Source organism: Leptolyngbya sp. ST-U4 (genome assembly GCF_039962215.1).
Lineage (GTDB): Bacteria > Cyanobacteriota > Cyanobacteriia > Elainellales > Elainellaceae > Leptolyngbya_A.
Genome location: NZ_JAMPKZ010000006.1, coordinates 44,450 through 63,037 on the forward strand (window position 1 = coordinate 44,450; position 18,588 = coordinate 63,037).

Consider the following 18,588-nt stretch of genomic DNA (forward strand, 5'->3'; position numbering starts at 1 on the left):
ATTATCCCTTCAGACTTCAATGATTATGCTGCTTAAAACATCGACTTTATTCTCAATTCTTTTTGCGGTGGCTAGCGTATCAGGCTGTGCTTCACTTCAAGGCAATCGCAACACCCAGCAACCTGCAACTTCTGCTGCCCCTACTGCTATATCGCCTGCTGCCCCTACTGCTGCATTGCCTGCTGCCTCTACTGCTGCATCATCGTCTCCTGCGCTTCCAGCGGATATCGGTGCCGTTGCAACCGTTGCAAAACAGGTCGGACCCGCGGTGGTGCAAATCAATACATCTCGCACCGTCAGAGAATCGGTCAATGACTTTGGTTTAGATGAGTTTTTTGGCAGACGAGCCCCGCGCCAAGGACAGGTGCAGCAGGGAACAGGATCAGGCTTTATTACCACCGCAGACGGGCAGGTGATTACCAATGCTCACGTCGTTGCCGATGCTGACACTGTAACGGTGGTGCTCAACGATGGACGGAATTATTCAGGGCGCGTCGTCGGCACTGATCCCATCAGCGATCTTGCTGTCATTGATATTGATGCAGATAATCTCCCGACGGTTTCCTTAGGCGATTCTGATGCTTTGGTTCCAGGACAAATTGCAATTGCGATCGGGAATCCGCTGGGACTGAGCAATACGGTGACGCAGGGCATTGTCAGTGCAACCGAGCGATCAGTCGCTGAAATTGGCATCGCGGATAAACGCATCAACTTTCTGCAAACCGACGCTGCCATCAATCCAGGAAATTCAGGTGGACCATTGCTAAATGCCGCCGGACAAGTGATCGGAGTCAATACGGCGATTATTCAGGGCGCACAGGGCATTGGATTTGCCATTCCCATCAATACGGTGAAGCAGGTATCTCAGCAACTTGTGACGCAAGGACGAGTAGATTACCCCTACATCGGCATTCAGATGGCGGAACTCACGCCAGAGCTGCGATCGCGAATTAATGGGAGTGACGTTGGCTTTCAGGTGACGCAAGACCAGGGCATCATTGTTCTAAAAGTGCTGCCAGACTCTCCAGCGGCTCGTGCCGGGCTCCGTGCAGGTGATGTAATCGTTGCTGTAAATGGAAATTCAATTGAAAACGTGGATCAAATTCAACAGCAGGTGGATGCTACCGGAATTAACAATACAATGCAGCTTACTGTAAATCGAAACGGCAATACGCAGCAAGTCACAGTTCGTCCAGAAGCGTTGCCTGCTCAGCAGCCTGGCTAATTAAGCTGGATCAAGTTCGCTACATCAGGCATCAATAAAAGCGCGCTGCACTTCGGATACGTCCCTGTCCTGACATCGACGTTCAACTCGTTGCACCGTCCATCTTAGGCAAGTTCTCAACCTGTCACACTACCAATCTCCTTTGATTGATCCGTCCGATTAGATGGAGAAAGCACAACGGGGATGGTGCTTCATTCACTTCACCTGAATGATCTCCGATTCAGGCGCTAGACAGGGACTATGTTGAGAAGATTTCGACGATCGCTGCGACAATTTTTGACTCGGACTCGATCGATCAACAAGCAGCCACTGAATACAGTGAGCTTGATTGTCATCGTTCTGATTGACATTTTCATCCTGGTCAACGTTTTCACTGGGCTTCACGACATTAGCCGGTGGACGCTGAATCCCGATGAAGCTTATCCCTGCTATTCAGAGTGGCGCGACTACCGAACTTCAACACTGGATAATAAGGAGCTGGATAATAAGGACTTTGAGAAAATTCGGAGCATCACGGCAGATGAGAATGCTGACCCTGCTCTGGTTGGATTACCACAGTCGCTGAGCGTTCAGGAGCAATATCAACAGATCAATCAAGGACGACTCGGCAGTGTTTCATCGACTTGTTTGAGCTTTGCTGAACTCAAAGACCGGATTGATAATTCTGAGAACCAGCAATTGACGAAAGCGATCGACCAAAAACAAAGTAGCATCGAAAATCTAGAAAATTCCAATCGAACCATTCGCACTCAATATGATTCGACCCTGCTCGAACAAATTGCAGGACAGAATCGCAATCAATCGATTAATGCTGTTGGGGCAGACAGAGCCAGAGCACAGCTCAACAAAAACAATCAGCAAATTGCTCAACTCAAAGGTGAGATTGTAAAACTCAAAAGTCAGCTGGTTGCGAAACCCGAAAGCGTTGAGTTTCTTAAGTTTCTTAGAAATGATGCAGCGTTCAACGAAGCCGATCGCGGCTATCAAAGAGCATCATTTTGGTATCCCAGCATCCAACTGACGTTTCAAGCCCTGTTCCTTTTACCACTGTTGGCGGGCGCGGGTCTGGTCTACCGATTTGCCCATCGTAAACGCTACGGGCTGGTTGCGCTCATCAGCTGGCATCTGCTGATTATTTTCTTTATTCCGCTGATCCTGAAAATCTTTCAGTTTCTGCAAGTTGGCGCACTGTTTAGTTTTTTGTTCGATGTCATTAGTACCATCTTTGGCGGATTACTGTTTCTAATTAGCTATGCTTACATTTTGCTCATTCCGATCGCAGGCTTTGTCTTAATCAAATTCTTCCAAAAAATTGCGGTTCGCACCAAACTTCCACCTTCCTCACTAGTGCAGCAGTCCCGCTGTTTGAACTGTACAAGAACCTTAAAGCACAACGAAGGTTACTGTCCACACTGCGGCTATCATCAACATCTAGACTGTCACAACTGCCATCAGCCAACCTACAAGCACTTACCTTACTGTCGCAACTGTGGAGCAGAGCAAGATCTAGGTCGAGCGAGTAGCAGTACATAAACAATTCGATTGTGCATCAGAGGATGGTGGGACAGGTAAAGTAGAGGAACATCCACTTGTACGAATTCCGGATGAGATGTATCCACAAACACTACCCTCAAATTGAGTAGCGAGATCTGACAGTTTCACTCCGGCACAGCCAGCGCAGAAACCACGAATAAATCCTCCACGAATTCCTTGTTCAGGTTTTCGTAGGAGAATGTTGTCTAAAACAATACCTGAACTCTGTAGAAACCGTTTCAGACCTTTCTAGTTCTTCAGATTGCAGCACTAGGGTACGAGCGCATTAGCATTCGCGTCAGCGATCGCGCACAATCACAAAATTTTTATAAAAAATGGTATTTGAAATTGCCTGTCAATTGACGGAACATGAGGCGATCAAGCAAGTCAACGCCCATGAAGGTACTTACCTCAAATTACTTACCTGAAATTGTCCTGGTGTTACCAAAGCTTAAGCAGATGCCCTGACATTCTAAGTCAGTGACCGATCATCCAGGGTCGCTCTCCTGCATGGCTTCTGACTCTTGAAGGTTCCTGTGCTTTCTCTCGCGTAACGACCTGAGGCTCCCGATTCTCATGCTTTAGCCGCAGCGAACCTGATAGCAGAGCCGGTGGCGAAAAGATGCGTTTGGCGACCTTCTCGCAGTCAGGGCACTGAGCGGGTGCATTACACTCTGCCATCGTGCGCCATTCGTCGAATACACCGCATTCATCGCAGCGAAACTCATAGAGGGGCATACTGTATTCTCCAACGTTTTGGATAAGCTGCAATTGGTTTTTCTCTGCGTCAGGCAGGGTTCTACTGCTGCTTAAAGAGAACGAATTGTTCAGCCGAAGGATGCTGTTGATCCGCCTTCTTACCTAACTATCAAACAGGCAAAATGTTTTTGTCGAAAATTTCGGTTGGAATTGCCAGGGTACAGCAAGCATTGGGAATATCGACAATCCCACTTATTCGCCCCTCGACTGGCGCACAGCTTAACAGCAGGTAAGCCTGCTCTCCGGTATAGCCAAACTTCTTGAGATATTCGATCGCATTCAGGCAAGCCCGCCGATAAGCAATATGCACATCCATATAGTATTGCTTGCCTGTGAATTCATCGACCGAGATGCCCTCAAACACCAGATACTCCGAATAGCGGGGTTCAACGGGACCAGGCTTAAAGATCGGATTGGTCATGCCATATTTTTCAACGCCACCCTTGATCAGATCCACATGCAGGTCGATAAAGCCTGACATCTCGATCGCCCCACAAAAGGAGATTTCACCGTCCCCCTGCGAGAAGTGAATGTCGCCCATCGACAGTTTTGCGCCTTCCACATAAACCGGGAAATAAATGCGCGTGCCTCGCGACAAGTTCTTGATGTCGCAGTTGCCCCCATGTTCGCGCGGCGGTACGGTTCGGGCAGCTTCAGCCGCAACTCGCTCATACTCAGACTTAGGCAGCGTTCCCAAAATCGCATTTTGGGGATTGGGCAATGCGGCAAGGACGGGCTGGTCGCCTGAAAGTCCTGCCCCATAGGTGCGGCGATCGGGAGCTGTCTTCACCAGTTCTGCTTCGCGCTGGTTCCACTTCGCTAACAGTTCATGGGAAGGGGCACAGCCAATTAAGCCGGGATGGGTAATGCCTGCGAAGCGAACGCCAGGGATGTGGCGAGAGGAGGTATAAATGCCCTGAAAATCCCAAATCGCTTTTGCTGGATTGGGAAAGTGATCGGTGAGAAAGCCACCCCCGTTTTTTTTGTCGAAAATACCGGTAAAGCCCCATTCATCGCCCTGGAGTGCACCGATATCGAGCAGGTCTACCACGAGAATATCGCCCGGTTGCGCTCCATTTACCCAGATCGGACCACTCAAGACGTGAACAACCGTCAAGTCAACATCGCGGATATCATCTGGACTATCATTATTTTTGATTTGTCCATCAGTCCAGTCCTTGCATTCAATCCGAAACACATCACCAGGATTGACAGACGCCACAGCAGGAATATCAGGATGCCAGCGGTTGTGACCGGGAAGTTCCTGCTGATCTATTGGCTTCGTGAGGTCAACTTTGAAAAGTGTTTTTGGCATAGTCCCGTTCAGTTTAAGCAACGAAGTGGTGAACAAAGATTGAGACAAATATTAAGGCGATTGAAGACACTTAAGTAGTGAACAATCGTTGAGAAAAACGATGATGAGATATTTGAGCAATGTCAATGTAGGTGTACATGACCATAGGTCATCTAAATTGGCTAAAACTGCATTCTGGGCTACCGTTTCTAAATCTGGAGCGATCGCCGCTAGAGTTTGCTGAGCCGTCATATGCCCCAGTACGCCGAGTCGAGTCCCTGCGCCCAGTAATCCCGCCGTAAAGCTGTGCAGGAAGGCGAAAACAGTATCAGTCTTGGTTAACTGAGCCGCCTGTCCAACCAGCGCAAAGACGATTGCGTGCGCACAAACCATCCCTGCAACCGCAACAAGCTACCAAAGTGTCGTTTAAAGGGCGCGTCATCAAACCTAATCACGCAAATTGGGTGGTGATGTTCCAGCAGTTCTTCTAGAGTCATTCGGTTTAATCGTCATTCGATTAAAGTCATTCCGTTTTATGCGGTTTCATACAATTGGCGGTGACGATCGGCAAGCCTGAGATAGTCCGGGTCATTTTTGGCAAGCTGCCACTTCTCGTAAAAAATCCGGGCAGACTCGGCTTTGATCGGGTCTTCCTCACGCGGCAATACCGTCTTGCTGTCCTTTGCATACTTCCGCCCAGATTTGTGATTCGCATAGCGGCGCGACCGAGTGTAGCCCATCTGCAAAAACTTCCGCGCCATATCCATTCCCACAAAATCTTCCTGCGCCTTGTAATCCAAAAATCGCTGATAAATTGCCTCCGCCGACTGACGCGCAATCTCCGGGGTTTTAAACTTCCAGTCCGGCAAAATCTCGCTCTTGTAGGGTTCAACCATCAAAACACCCTGCTCTCCGCGACCAATTCGATAAAGTTCTGGGTGCTGGCGGAAGTCGATCGTTTTGTAGTCGAGGGAGTAGTTGAATTCGAGCATGGGGGAGTGGGTGAGAGTTTTTGGTTTTGGCAATCGAGCAATCAGGGGCGATCGAATCACTTTTCTATTGATTTACCCTTTCTTATCCCTTGCTTGTCTTCTCCCTAAATGCCTGTCCCAGCAAAACATCCGCCTCACAACCCCTACTTTCTGCCAGCGCTATCACTATCGCTCTCCGACTGCCTTCCCCAACCTCATTTCCCTGCCATGCCTCAAAAAACAAACTTAAAAAAACTACACGATCTATCTTTAGGAGGATGACTTGTGCCACAGTGTTGGTGATCTTTGCTTACCCTTCCTTTACCATGCAGCCTATTTCTCCCCAGTACTATCTTGCCCAGGTGAATACTGCCCGGTTACGCGCTTCGCTGGATACGCCGGAGATGGCAGATTTTGTTGCTCAAATTGAGGGAATTAATGCGATCGCTGACGAAGACCCTGGGTTTGTCTGGCGGCTTCGGAGTGAGGGCGCAAATGATGCCACAAGTATTCGTGCGTTTGATGATGACCAAATCCTGATTACGCTAACAGTCTGGAAATCGGTTGAAGCATTATCGAACTATGTTTATCGGGGCGCACACGGAGGAATTATGCGCGATCGACGGAAATGGTTTGAACGGCTAGATCAGCCCATTCTTGCGCTCTGGTGGATTCCGGTCGGGCATTTACCCACGATCGAAGAAGCTAAAGAACGGCTTGCCTATCTTCAGCAACACGGTTCTACACCGTTTGCTTTCTCGTTTGGAAAATCCTTTCCCAGCCCCGACTGCCTTGAAGGGGAAACTGCTTCGCATCGCATTCCAGTTACAGCAAGCGGCGCAGAATTGTAGCGGTTCAGCATCGCGATTATTGAGTTCGCGATTATTGAGTTTGAGCGATGTTCCAGCCTCTGCATTGCCCCCGCTATTTTCCTTCCTGACCCCAAACGTTGGGGGATTCTGAGCGTCAGAAAAGGCTCGGTTCCTCCTAGAATTGGGGGCTGGAACGTGCTTTAAAGTCCTTGCAGTCCCAATTCCTGAATGCTGAAGAACCTTTGACCCCTGCAAAGTCCCCCGATCTTGGGGGATTTAGGAGGCTTAAAGGACTTTGCAATTTAGCCGTTTAGAGTTTCAAAACATGCCATAAGAGACAGTTCGGTAAAGAGCATCGGTAAAGATCGATCGAAATCGAATAAGTTGAGAAAGTTCCTTGTACAGAACTTGTACAGAATCTCGCTCAAGCCCTTCCTTAAGGCGACTTCCAGGATTTTGGCTGCTGAAACCGATAAATATCCTGAATCGCCTGTACCCAGCCTTCCGCCAAAGATGCCAGAATTCGATCGCCTTTCTCGGCGGTTGCGGTAAGCGGATCACCAATCACACCCGATCGGCTTAAGTCACGGGTCGTCCAGGCAAAGGGCAGCTTTCCTTCGATGCTGAGTAGGCTCCCTTGCGGAAGTTCTGCGGGGTACTCGGCAACGGCATCTTGCATTCGCACTTGATCAGGCAACAGCGACAGCAACAGACTAGTTTCGGCATCCCCAGCATGAATTCCCAGTTCGGCTTCTTTGGGAGTCAGCAGTTCCAGCGCAATATTGGGCACGTTCCAGACGAAGCAGGGAAACACCATAAAATCTTCGTGTTTTTGATGCAGATCGCGGGCAACAATTTCGAGGATCTGGGGTTGTCCACCGTGCCCGTTCACAAACACCAGCTTGCGAAAGCCCGATCGATAAAGGCTTTCTCCCACTTCCATCAGCATCGTGATGAGCGTTTGAGCCGAAAGGGTAATTGTGCCGGGAAAGTGCCAGTGTTCGTTTGATTTGCCGTAATGCAGCGTGGGCAGTGCGTAAGCAGGAATTTCCTCATCGAGCTTTGATAGGGTTCTGCCAACAACTGCCGTACTAATTGCGGCATCTACAATCAGCGGTAAATGGGGTCCATGCTGCTCGATCGCCCCGATCGGCTGAATCAGGACAACGTTATCCTTATCGGGCATTGCCTGAATTGTGGTCCAGGTTAGATAAGGAAAGAACCGTTCTGGAGGAATGTATCCGTGCATGGAAGGAAGGTTACACCAAATTACACCCGTATTTTATTAATGATGGCATGACCCGATGTGTTCGCTGAAGAACTTTATGTTTTATACAAGCAGTGAATCAATTTGGGGAGATAGTGGGGAACTAGGAACACCGATCGTATTTCTATTGAATTTCCTCTGCTGACTCGGTCACAGCCTAAAGCTTTGCGGCTCTCTCATCAAATCCTTAGTTTCTTCATATTTTCTTGTTGAGCAGAGATTGCTTGAAGGTGGGGTCTACTAGTAAAAAATGAATATAGCCCAATTACGTTCGTCACGAATAATTCGATACATTTGCAGACCCCCTACTGCTATCCAATTTACTGGAGTCTGTCATGTCATTCGACAACGTTACTACAAAGCATTGCTTACTGCACTGGCTTTTGTGTATTTACACTGGCGTAAGCTGAAAAAATAAAGCAAATATGCTTTGCAAAAACTACCTAGGCGTCCAGTATATTATTTCTGTTTTTGTGAAACACAGGTTAAGGCGGGCAGGCACGGAGAATTTGAGTCCGAGATCCTATAGTTTAGCGAGTCTCCTTAAAGCAATTCAGTGCAAGTTGCATAGTGCACCACTTAGCCTGATCTTGACTTGGGTGACTCATCAACGAGTGGCACTCGCACCACAAAAACTTGTCAAAGGCTTCAGGTTTCGCTCGATTGGCGTGAGTTCGTAAAGCAGAGAAGTTTTTTCAGGGTAATTCACTAATTTAGGTTGAATTCAGCCCTTCAAATCACTTACCAGCACGGGGTTTAATACTATGCATTGGACTGTTGCGGCTTCGTTTATTCACGATCTTAATTTGACGACCTCTACCTGGCTGACCCCCTTTGTGAAGAACCACCAGCATCACTTCACGATCATCCCTCGCTGCGTACCCCTTGCGAGCTGGCACACCCGCAAATCCTCGGTGACAGACTTGAAGGAATGGATGGATCATTGGTTCCAGGCAAGCGACGCCCTCCACAGAACACATGGAGGTGTGATTACCGTTTTTCCGCAACTTGCCGCAGCTGTAGCGATGCAAAAGCATTTACTCCGCAAAGATGCCCCGGTCGTGGCATGGATGTACAATGTGGGGACTTGTTCTTCGGGAGTGCGTCGTCTACTCGCTCAAAAAAGCAGTCAAGCGATCGATCGCTTTGTCGTTCATACGCAACGTGAGCGGCAGATTTACAGCGATTGGCTGGAACTGCCCATTGAGCGGTTTGAGTTTGTTCCTTATCAGGTTCCAGAAATTCCGGTAACTTATGAGGAAAACACCGCTCAGCCGTTCATTGCAGCACTGGGGTCTGCCCATCGGGATTTTCCTGCCTTATTTGAAGCGGTCAAAACCCTCAACATCCCGACGATTGTGGCTGCTAGCAAGCGATCGCTAGAAGGAATCAGCGTGCCTTCGCAAGTGCAAACCCCGTTTGATATTGGCAAACAAGACTGTCTGCGTCTAGCTCAAGAAGCTCGAATCAGTGTGGTACCCATGGTGCCCAATGAGCAAATCACCGCCGCCGGACAAGTCACCATTGTTGAGGCAATGCGGATGGGTCGGGCACTGATTGCCACACGCTGCAACGGGGCAGAGGATTACATTATTGACGGAGAGACGGGTTTGCTCGTGGAGCCACACTCTGTTAAAGATTTAACCGATGCCATTCAAAAGCTGTGGGAAGATCACGAATTGCGGAATCGCCTGGGTCAAAATGCAATGCGCTACGCGGCTGAACACTTCTCTAATGAAGCGGCTGGTGCAGCATTAGATCGAATTCTCACTGAGGTCGCCAATCAAGTTGGTGAAAGAAGCGTCGCTGCGTCCACGGAAACCAGTAGTGTAATGTCGCTGAGACTGGCTCAGCCATAACCGGTGACTGGTTCAAATTAGGGCGTTGCTGAGTTGAAGAGATACATCGCGGTGTTTGGTGGTGAGCCATTCCATCGTTTAGCAACGCTAAAACGAAAAAGGACTCCTCTATCAGGGGGAGTCTTTCTGTTTACAGATATATTCTTTTGCCAGATGACCAAATCGGGCTTCATTCCACGCGGGCAGTATTGTTAAGCGGGCGGAAGAATCTTCTAATTTGCGTATTTTTTTTAGCTTGGATCATCAAAGCATTCCCCAAAAGGTCTACCCAACCGTCAGCGTTTATTTCTTCGAGTTTTTGCCTTTGTTCTTTTTGCCTTTCTTTTTCTTATGTTTTTGTTTGGGTTCTTCTGAGTTCACTGCAGCAACGCCAGCAAGCACAGCCTGAGTTGTATTCATCGCGCTATTAATCCAGCTATCTAGATTTGGAGCAGCCGTACTCAAGTTTTCTTTGGTTTCAGTGACAACATCACGCACCAGCGTAGCAACCGCTTGTTTTGGGTCGTTTGAGGAGGCTTGCAGCACGGCGATCGCTTCATTTAGACGCGGGGTAGCTTCCTCTACAGCCGCTCGCACCGTTTTAAGAATGTCCTGCATCCCAGGCTTGATCTGGGTAACGCGATCGCTTACCGCGCCAGCAACGGTGGCAACGGGCTTATTTTCTAACTCAGCGCCTATCGGCTTAGCGTTCATCGGCAAATCTGATTTGGCTTCCTCAGAATGATCACCCGCTGCGTCGGATTGTGCATTAGATCGGAAAAGACGCTCAAGCACTTGCTGCACAATTTCAGTCACCAGTGTGGTCAGGAGTGCGACGGCAATTCCGTTGAGTCGTCCGCCCAACAAGCCGTTATTTTGCGATTCAGTAGATTGGTTTTTTTTCTTCGATTTCTTTTTAGAAGTCATTTTTATTCTTATGGATCTTTCTATGTTTGAGTCATCTAAATTAACGAATTTAGCCTGTCACCTGCGTCTATAGAAGGAATGAAGCGTTCTATTAACTAAGACAGAGTAAGATAAAGAACATCTGTATCTCGACCGATTCACCCTTAATTAATGCTTTCGCACCCCAAACCGAATGCTTGACCTGATGAAGCTTGCCCGCCAGATGCAGGGCATTGGTCAACACCTGACCCAGGAAGCCACCGCTGCCCGTCAACGGTTAGAGCTGGCAGAACAGCTTTTAGCGCAAGCCCGCGATCGACAGGAAGAATTGCTGGCTCTGCAAACTCAGTGGCGCGATCGATTGGGGTTTACAGCAGCGGAACCTGTGGAACCGCTCGATACGCGAGTTAGCATTGCGCCTGCCCCAGCCCTTCACAGCGTCATCGCCACAGACGGGTCGCAAATTGCCCCCAGCCATCACGAAATTGCCTACTGCTATTTGATCAACGTTGGGCGAATTGTGCTGCACTATGGGCAAAATCGCCATCCGTTGCTGGATAGCCTGCCGGAGGTGTTTTATCGCCCGGAGGATCTTTATGTGTCGCGGCAGTGGGGCATCCGCACCGAGGAGTGGATGGGCTATCAACGCACGGTGTCCGAAGTGGAAACCCTGGCAGAGCTAGCAATTCATCAGTTTGCAGATTCAGAGCTTGCAGATTCAGAGCTTGCAAATTCCCAGTTCACTAATTCCCAGATTGCAGATTCCCATCTCGCAAATTCGTCTGCTGGGATTGCCGCAGTTTCTACCGCGATCGACTCTGCCAGCGATTCATCTAGCCATCAGCTTTCGATTCCCTATGCAGTTCCTGAAGTGCCGCCACGTCTGGCAATGGTAGACGGTTCGCTGATTTACTGGTTTCTGGAAGCTCTGCCCACGGAAGCTCGCGATCGACTCTTGCCTCCCATTTTGACCGCCTGGGATCGACTGCGATCGAAACAGGTTCCGCTAGTGGGCTATCTCAGCGCAGCACGAAGCGGAGAAGCACTCAACTTTCTGCGGTTCCATACCTGTCCTTTTCCGGCTCCCGACTGTCACACCTTTTGTCCGGGTGCGACTGAAACGGCTCCCTGCCAGGTGTTTGCTCCGCTTCGGGATACGGCTCTCTGGGGGTTGCTGCTTGAACCGGGTCAGCGGGGGGCACTCTGGCGCAGCTCTGCCAAGATTCTGGAATGGTACGGCGATCAGGCAATTTACTTTTGCTATGTCAACGTAGGTTCTGAAATTGCGCGGGTGGAGTTTCCTGCCTGGGTTGCCGAAAATCCGACTTTGCTGGAAACTGCCCTCAGTCTGACTTTAACCCAGGTGCAAAAAGGCTACGGCTATCCGGTTGCCCTGGCAGAAGCACATAATCAGGCGGTCGTGCGTGGGGGCGATCGTGCCCGGTTTTTCGCATTACTGGAACAACAAATGATTCGATCGGGCTTGCAAAATATTGGAACTTCTTACAAAGAAGCTCGAAAGCGAGGCAGCATTGCCTGAACGTTGAATCTTATTCGCGATCGCCCGAGAGCCAGCACAAACATTTTGACAATCTCTTCATGCGGTGGATACTTGATCAGACTCAAAAAATCCGCCTTGATTCGATCGAGCCACTGTGCCTCTACCGCTTCGCTCGCTGCAGCAGGCTATTGCCATTCGCCAAAAAATCGGGTTCCTGACCTATTGCAGGTCAAACTGTTGCTCAACGTCACCCAGCTCCAGATCATTTGCAGAAGCAATTTGGACGATCGCTCACCCGAATGGAGGACTAGCTTTCGTGTATTGGGTGAGTCCGATCGATTTCTTTCACTCGATCGCTAATATAGAAAACAAGGGAGTAAAAGACCGCTATACTCTCTGAAAATGCGATTCACAAAGCCATAACCTGAACGCAATAACGCTGACCTATTCGATATCGTTTGCAGGGCTAAACTATGACCTCCTACGCCACTTCCACCGCACGATCGGATCTGAGTGAACTGAGACGGCTCAAGAGCTTGCTGCCGCCGGAACTGAAGAGCTGGGTAACGGTTGAAGCTTCAACGGCTGTCAATCCGGTACTGATCACCAGTGAGGAAATTGGAAAAGACCAGATCGAAGTGCAAATCGACCTGGTAAAGTGGGATCAGTTGGCACTGGATCAGCGCAATCTGCTGTTCTGGCATGAGGTTGCCCGCGTTCAGAACGATACAATTCCCCGTGACGGCTGGGAGATGGCAGCTCTGGCGATCGGTCTGGGCGGTGCAGTGGGCGAACTCTGGGTACAAGATGGCTTGCTGCTGATACTGGCATTGGCACTGTGCGGTGTTTCGGGCTGGCGGCTCTACGTTCGCAACAATGGGGAAAAGACGCTTCAAGAAGCAATCCAGGCAGACGAAAAAGCGATCGCCCTGGCAACCCGATTTGGCTACACGCTTCCTAATGCCTACAAGAGTTTAGGCAGTGCACTGAAAGTTTTAATCGAGCAAACGCCGAAGAAAAAGCAGCGGAAACGCTATGAGCAGCGGCTCGACGCACTGAAAAAGAGTGCCGCCAAAGCGAAAGAGCGGGCTAAGGGTAGCCGCACCGAAATGGCAGACGGTTACTAAGCTTCAGGTAGGCGGTTTCTCCTGTGGCTGTTTATTCCTTTGAGTGGCGGCGATATCGGCGATTGTTTCGTCAGCCGCTCCGAACTCACCACGGCAGTTGGTCGGAGCGTGAGGGAATTATCGTGCGTTTGCAGCATAATAATCAGCAAATGGGCTGGGGCGAAATTGCCCCGATTTCCTGGTTTGGCAGTGAGACAATCGATCAAGCGATCGAGTTTTGCCAGTCGTTGAAGGGACAGATAACCGAGGAGCAAATTGCTGAAATTCCGAATCAATTACCTGCCTGTCAGTTTGGGCTGGAGTCTGCTCTGGAAACGCTGGGGTGTGGGGCGATCGATACTGCCTCGCGATTGAATTTGCCTTGCAGTGTGCTGTTGTCGCCGGAGGCAGTGCTTGCGGATGAGACGAAATTGGAGCAGGGCGAGGAGTCTTACATCAGATCCCTCAATCCCTTAATGCTGGAAAACTTTGAGATTCAAAATGAGCGGCTCGGTTCCTTCCAGCCTAGGGGGGCATCCCTGCGGGGCAAGCACTCTTCTAGAATCCTGTCTGAATTTGGCGAACCCGAACTCACGTTTAAGTGCAAAATTGGCGTGCAGGCAATCGATCGCGAAATGGCTCAGCTCGATCGCCTGCTCAAAGTTCTTCCTGAACAAGCAAAATTGCGGCTTGATGCGAACGGGGGATTGAGCGAAACAGAGGCTTATCGTTGGTTGGAATGGTGCGATTGTCATTCCCAGAACCCGCCGCAAATCGAGCTAATTGAACAGCCGCTTTCGCCCGATCAATTTGAGCAAATGCAGCAGCTTAATCAGCAGTTTCACACACCGATTGGGCTGGATGAGTCCGTAGCGACGATCGATCAGCTTCAGGACTGCTATCGGCAGGGATGGCGGGGCATTTTTGTGATCAAGCCTGCCATTGCTGGATCTCCCTCGCGGCTGCACCAGTTTTGCCAGGAGTATCAGCCGGATGTCATCTGGTCTTCTGCCCTGGAAACGACGATCGGGCGACGCTACATCGAAGATTTTCTGATTCCTTCCACCCAACTCACAAAGCGATCGATCGGATTTGGGGTGGATCAGTGGTTTGCAGATGACTGGGGAAAGCAGGAAGCGGATTTGCTCTGGCGTGATTTGGCAGAGGTCGGCTCATGAGGCTAGATCTGCTAGAAACCCTGAAGCAGCAATCGAATCAGCAGCGGTTGATCGGCTTGGACGGAGCGGAGTTAGTCGATCGAGCAGAACAGCGATTTCAGATGCTCACGCAGCTTGATCAGGCGAATCCAACGGTGTTGCTGGCAGAGCCTGAGCCGATCGATTTTCTGGCAGGATTTGTTGCAGCCGTGGCAGCAGAATGTCCGGTATTTCTGGGAAACCCGCAGTGGGCGGAGGCAGAGTGGAAGAGTGTGTTATCTCTGGTTCAGCCTGCTTGCGTTTGGATCTCTGGACAGCATGATTCCCCGTTGCTTGTGAGTCATCAGAAGCCGCAGTTTCCAACAGGCACGATGGGAAGCAGTTCTTCCCCTGGGATTATCGGCATTCCCACAGGCGGATCATCGGGGCAGATTCGCTTCGCGCTGCACACCTGGGAAACATTAACGGCTTCCGTAGCAGGCTTTCGAGCCTATTTTCAAATCGATTGCTCCAAAGAGAGCACTACTTCGGAGCGCGTCAATTCTTGCTGTGTGCTGCCGCTGTTTCATGTGAGCGGATTGATGCAGTTTATGCGATCGTTCTGCTCGGGTGGCAAGTTTGCCCTGTTTGCCTCCAAGGACTTAGCACAGCAAATTCAGCACATTGACCCTGCTGAGTTTTTCATTTCCCTCGTTCCCACCCAGCTTCAGCGATTACTGCAAAATCCCGCTAACCTCGACTGGCTCTCACAATTTCAAATGATAATGCTGGGCGGTGCGCCTGCCTGGCCAGATCTGCTGGAAACGGCTCGATCGCATCAACTGCGAATTGCCCTTACCTACGGCATGACTGAAACCGCTTCTCAGGTTGTTGCCCTGAAGCCAGAGGAGTTTTTGCAGGGGCGATTACCCCAAAGGGGGAGCTGCTTTGCACCGGGATGCGGTCAAGTATTACCCCACGCTCAGGTGACGGTGCGCGATCCGCAGGGAAACCCAGTCGAACCCGGACAAAGCGGAATTATCACCATTCGTGCCGCCTCCCTCTGTCGTGGCTATCTTCCTGCTCAGCCCAACTCTCAGCTTGAGCAAACCCAGCAGCTTGTCACCGATGACCTGGGCTATTTTGACTCAGCAGGCTATCTGCACCTGATCGGACGCAACAGCCAGAAGATTATCACAGGCGGCGAAAATGTCTTTCCGGCAGAAGTCGAAGCCGCGATTCGCCAAACGGGTTTAGTGCAGGATGTCTGCGTGATTGGACTACCCGATTCTTTTGAAGGGGAAACTGCTTCGCATCGTGCCTGGGGTGAAGTCGTGACTGCGCTGATTGTTCCTGTTTCAGGCCTCGTTCCAGACTTCTCGATTTCGACCCTCGAAGCAGCCCTTCAGCTCAAGCTCAGCCGCTATAAACAGCCCAAAAAATGGCTTATTGTCGATCGCATTCCGCGCAATTTGCAGGGCAAGCTCAATTACGAGCAGCTAAAACAAATCGCCCTTCATCCTGCAACGGGTGCAGTAAATAGAGGGCGATCGACAGACGATGAATGAATCTAACTGCTAAATCGATAATTTGTGAAATCGATAACTTGTGACCCGATAATCTAGGAATCGATAACCAGGCTCACTGCAGACAGAATTCTACAGGATATATTCTGTAGGAGTGCTACGAGAAAGACTTGCCGCAGCCACAGGTTTGATTAGCGTTGGGATTGGTGAACTGGAAGCCGCCGCCAATCAGCGCATCGCTGTAGTCCAGCATCAAGCCGTAGAGGTACAGCATACTCTTAGGATCGCAAACGACCTTAAACCCATCGTAGTCATACACTTCGTCGTTATCGCGGATGTTGTTGGGGTCTTCAAAGTCCATTGTGTAGGACATTCCCGAACAGCCACCTTGCCGCACACCGACCCGCAGGCACAGATCTTTTCCCTGCCTGTCTCGCAGTGCCATGACATGGCGGAGGGCGGATTCGCTCATTAGGATGCCTCCTCGCTGTTGAGGTGCTGCTTGTGTCATGTGTTTGAGACTCCCTTGCTGTTGCAGTCTACTACTCCTTACTCTATTCTATCGCTGCTTCAGCAAACTCCTCCAATCCCCATCAAACTAACCCCACTCATCCATTCACTCATCCACTCATCTACCCATCCACTCATCTGCCCATTCACCCAGCTTTGCGATACTTTGCGATCGCCAAGACCCCTGACTTTTATAGATTAAAGCTAGCAGCCCATGCACTCAACCACGAAACCTCACTCAACCCCAATGCCAAACGATTATCCTAATGATAAGCAGCATTCTAGAAGCACAAACTTCCCGTTTACCGGGAGCAAACCCCGCTAGAATGGCTGAAATCCATCCGTTGCTTCCGTAACTAATCGAAAGGCTGGTTGAAGCACTTGTCGAGAAAACGGTAGGCAATGCTGCATCTGTCTGTCCCGTCTTGTGGTGAGTTTGGCTATGACTGCTCTGAATCGCTCTACCCGTCGTCGGTTGCAACAATTGCGCCAGATTCCCAGCGTGTGGGAAGGCGATCGACGGTCATTGCTGCCAGAGTTTGGGGTCACGTCGCTTGACAATCCAGGACGCAAAGCAAATCACTGCATTCTGTGGGTGGACGGCACAGAAGGGATGGTGCGGGCAATGGACATGGTTTCCGGAGAGGTCGGACACGAGGCGATCGTGCGAACGCTGCTTCAGGCAATGGAATATCCGCAAGGTTCAGCCCTGCCTGCCCGTCCTCAAAAAATTGTGGTGCGCGATCGAGAGATTCAGTTTTTTCTCAGAGGTGTGCTGCAAGAGCTGGATATCACGATCGAATACGCGCCCGAACTACCAATCATTGACGAGATTTTTGAGGGGTTGCAGTCTGCGGTCAAGCCCCAGCCGCCTCAACTTCCGCCGGAACACGAAGCCACCATTCTCGAAGCAACTGCTGATATCTGGCAGGATGCTCCCTGGGAAGTGCTGGACGAGGAAAAGATTATCTCGGTTGAAATCACAGGCGCAGATGTCGGGACTCTCTATGTCTCGATTCTGGGCATGCTGGGCATGGAGTACGGGCTGCTGATGTATCGATCGATCGACTCACTGAAGCAGTTTCGTCAGCGGGTGCTGGCTGCCGGAGACTCGCCCGAAGGTTTGGAAGAAGCGTTTCTGGAACAGGATTGTCTGTTTGTCACCTTTGAGCAGGACGGCAACCTTCGTCCGGACGAAGAATCGCCTGCGGCAGCAGAGTTTTATGCCCAGGCAGGCGTCACGCCTACGTTTGGCAACCTGCACCCGCTAGAAGGAATGCGTCCCATTCTGCATGAAGAAGAAGCCATTACCGTTCTCGTTGCGCTGAAGGCACTGCACCGATTCTTTCAAAAGTCGCTCTCTCGTTTAGAACAGGAAGACTTTCCTTCTGTTTCAGGAAACTATCGCATCCCGAATCCCACGCACCCCGACCAAAAGATATCGGTCAAGGTAGCAACGCTGCCCAACCTCGCGGATGAACTATCGGAAATGACGATCGCCGCTGGATTTCCCGACGAAGATTTTCCGTTTGGTGCGCCGCCGCTGCTAAACAATCATCTAGTGCCGTCTGAATCCTTCTACAGCCTAGGCGCGATGTCCTGGGATGTGCTGGAGCTCTTGCGGAGCAGCGTTAAGTTTTATCAGGAAGCTGGGGCAGAGTTTCCGACTGATGCTGATGGGTTTCCCGTGATCTTGATCCAAACTTCTCGCCCCAAAGCCGCCGAACTGATCGAAGCGATCAAAACTGCAGGCGGACTGAAGGCAATTTGCTTTAACCCCGGCGAAGACCCCTTTTCGGAAGAGCGATACGATTTGGGCGTGCTGCAAACCCAGGACGACGAACTCCACCTGTTTGGCGAGTTTCACGAAAATGACTCAGTTCACATCCAGGCCCGCAAAAAGTGGGATCAACGCTGCAAGAAAACGAAGGGCTACTGTGGCTTGATTATTGCTAGAGGACTCAAGGGTGCATCGAGCGGCAACCCGCAGTTCAACGACATGATGGCTCTGTTTGAAACGCGCTGCATCGCCGCACAGGATTTGGGATTGGGGGAGCTTCAGTTAATTCCGTATTTAGAGTAGCTGATTCCGGATTTAGAGTAAATGACCTGAGACAACCGCGCTCCCTCAGCCTGTTCCACTCTCTCTAAAGAACTATTACAGTTCCATACAAAATTGAGAATGTGAAAAGGGTCGAATGATA

17 protein-coding genes are annotated in these 18,588 nt (G+C 50.3%); 10 read left to right on the plus strand and 7 right to left on the minus strand.

Annotation, left to right across the window (positions count from 1 at the left end; genetic code table 11):
- Nucleotides 1-67: 67 nt before the first annotated feature.
- Both NDA02_RS11865 and NDA02_RS11870 read left to right on the plus strand, forming a co-directional pair.
- Entirely contained in the window at nt 68-1,225 is a 1,158-nt protein-coding gene (locus NDA02_RS11865; protein ID WP_347277833.1) for an HhoA/HhoB/HtrA family serine endopeptidase, read from the plus strand.
- Between the two features lie 240 nt (nt 1,226-1,465).
- Entirely contained in the window at nt 1,466-2,758 is a 1,293-nt protein-coding gene (locus NDA02_RS11870) for a hypothetical protein (RefSeq protein WP_190790775.1), read from the plus strand.
- Between the two features lie 477 nt (nt 2,759-3,235).
- Here the strand turns inward: NDA02_RS11870 and NDA02_RS11875 are convergent, their stop codons facing one another.
- The 4 genes from NDA02_RS11875 to NDA02_RS11890 form a co-directional block, all read right to left on the minus strand.
- Nucleotides 3,236-3,496 (minus strand): zinc ribbon domain-containing protein, encoded by a 261-nt coding sequence (locus NDA02_RS11875; protein WP_190790192.1) that lies wholly within the window; start codon nt 3,494-3,496, stop codon nt 3,236-3,238.
- Nucleotides 3,497-3,626: 130 nt separating this feature from the next.
- Nucleotides 3,627-4,832, minus strand: coding sequence for a formamidase (gene fmdA / locus NDA02_RS11880; protein WP_190790193.1), 1,206 nt, complete (start codon nt 4,830-4,832; stop codon nt 3,627-3,629).
- Nucleotides 4,833-4,883: 51 nt separating this feature from the next.
- Complete coding sequence (locus NDA02_RS11885; RefSeq protein ID WP_190790194.1) at nt 4,884-5,204, minus strand: urease accessory UreF family protein; 321 nt, start codon at nt 5,202-5,204, stop codon at nt 4,884-4,886.
- Between the two features lie 140 nt (nt 5,205-5,344).
- A complete protein-coding gene (locus NDA02_RS11890) occupies nt 5,345-5,803 on the minus strand; it encodes a DUF4385 domain-containing protein (RefSeq protein WP_190790195.1) in 459 nt (152 codons plus the stop codon).
- A gap of 305 nt (nt 5,804-6,108) precedes the next feature.
- Between NDA02_RS11890 and NDA02_RS11895 the strand changes: the two genes are divergently transcribed.
- Nucleotides 6,109-6,633, plus strand: a complete 525-nt coding sequence (locus tag NDA02_RS11895; protein WP_190790196.1) for a DUF3291 domain-containing protein — start codon at nt 6,109-6,111, stop codon at nt 6,631-6,633.
- Nucleotides 6,634-7,030: 397 nt separating this feature from the next.
- Here the strand turns inward: NDA02_RS11895 and NDA02_RS11900 are convergent, their stop codons facing one another.
- The gene (locus tag NDA02_RS11900; RefSeq protein ID WP_190790197.1) at nt 7,031-7,843 is read right to left on the minus strand and encodes a creatininase family protein; all 813 of its coding nucleotides are present in this window, start codon (nt 7,841-7,843) and stop codon (nt 7,031-7,033) included.
- A gap of 782 nt (nt 7,844-8,625) precedes the next feature.
- Between NDA02_RS11900 and NDA02_RS11905 the strand changes: the two genes are divergently transcribed.
- Complete coding sequence (locus tag NDA02_RS11905; protein ID WP_190790905.1) at nt 8,626-9,720, plus strand: glycosyltransferase family 4 protein; 1,095 nt, start codon at nt 8,626-8,628, stop codon at nt 9,718-9,720.
- 282 nt (nt 9,721-10,002) lie between these two features.
- On the opposite strand, the gene NDA02_RS11910 is transcribed toward NDA02_RS11905, so the two are convergent.
- Nucleotides 10,003-10,626 carry a hypothetical protein gene (locus tag NDA02_RS11910; RefSeq protein ID WP_190790904.1) on the minus strand — a complete coding sequence of 208 codons (624 nt, stop codon included), beginning with the start codon at nt 10,624-10,626 and terminating at the stop codon, nt 10,003-10,005.
- A gap of 172 nt (nt 10,627-10,798) precedes the next feature.
- Between NDA02_RS11910 and NDA02_RS11915 the strand changes: the two genes are divergently transcribed.
- The 5 genes from NDA02_RS11915 to NDA02_RS11935 all read left to right on the plus strand — a co-directional run bounded on the left by NDA02_RS11915 (nt 10,799) and on the right by NDA02_RS11935 (nt 15,916).
- Complete coding sequence (locus tag NDA02_RS11915) at nt 10,799-12,145, plus strand: DNA double-strand break repair nuclease NurA (RefSeq protein ID WP_190790903.1); 1,347 nt, start codon at nt 10,799-10,801, stop codon at nt 12,143-12,145.
- 72 nt (nt 12,146-12,217) lie between these two features.
- Nucleotides 12,218-12,466, plus strand: a complete 249-nt coding sequence (locus NDA02_RS11920; RefSeq protein WP_206755045.1) for a hypothetical protein — start codon at nt 12,218-12,220, stop codon at nt 12,464-12,466.
- A gap of 113 nt (nt 12,467-12,579) precedes the next feature.
- Nucleotides 12,580-13,233, plus strand: a complete 654-nt coding sequence (locus tag NDA02_RS11925) for a DUF3318 domain-containing protein (protein ID WP_190790901.1) — start codon at nt 12,580-12,582, stop codon at nt 13,231-13,233.
- A 23-nt stretch (nt 13,234-13,256) separates the two neighbouring features.
- Nucleotides 13,257-14,390, plus strand: coding sequence for an o-succinylbenzoate synthase (gene menC / locus NDA02_RS11930; protein ID WP_190790900.1), 1,134 nt, complete (start codon nt 13,257-13,259; stop codon nt 14,388-14,390).
- Nucleotides 14,387-15,916 (plus strand): 2-succinylbenzoate--CoA ligase, encoded by a 1,530-nt coding sequence (locus tag NDA02_RS11935; RefSeq protein ID WP_348255024.1) that lies wholly within the window; start codon nt 14,387-14,389, stop codon nt 15,914-15,916. Before menC ends, NDA02_RS11935 begins: the two co-directional genes overlap by 4 nt.
- Before the next feature lie 115 nt (nt 15,917-16,031).
- On the opposite strand, the gene NDA02_RS11940 is transcribed toward NDA02_RS11935, so the two are convergent.
- Nucleotides 16,032-16,385 carry an iron-sulfur cluster assembly accessory protein gene (locus tag NDA02_RS11940; protein ID WP_190790898.1) on the minus strand — a complete coding sequence of 118 codons (354 nt, stop codon included), beginning with the start codon at nt 16,383-16,385 and terminating at the stop codon, nt 16,032-16,034.
- A 441-nt stretch (nt 16,386-16,826) separates the two neighbouring features.
- Between NDA02_RS11940 and NDA02_RS11945 the strand changes: the two genes are divergently transcribed.
- Complete coding sequence (locus NDA02_RS11945) at nt 16,827-18,467, plus strand: hypothetical protein (protein ID WP_190790897.1); 1,641 nt, start codon at nt 16,827-16,829, stop codon at nt 18,465-18,467.
- Nucleotides 18,468-18,588: the final 121 nt, after the last annotated feature.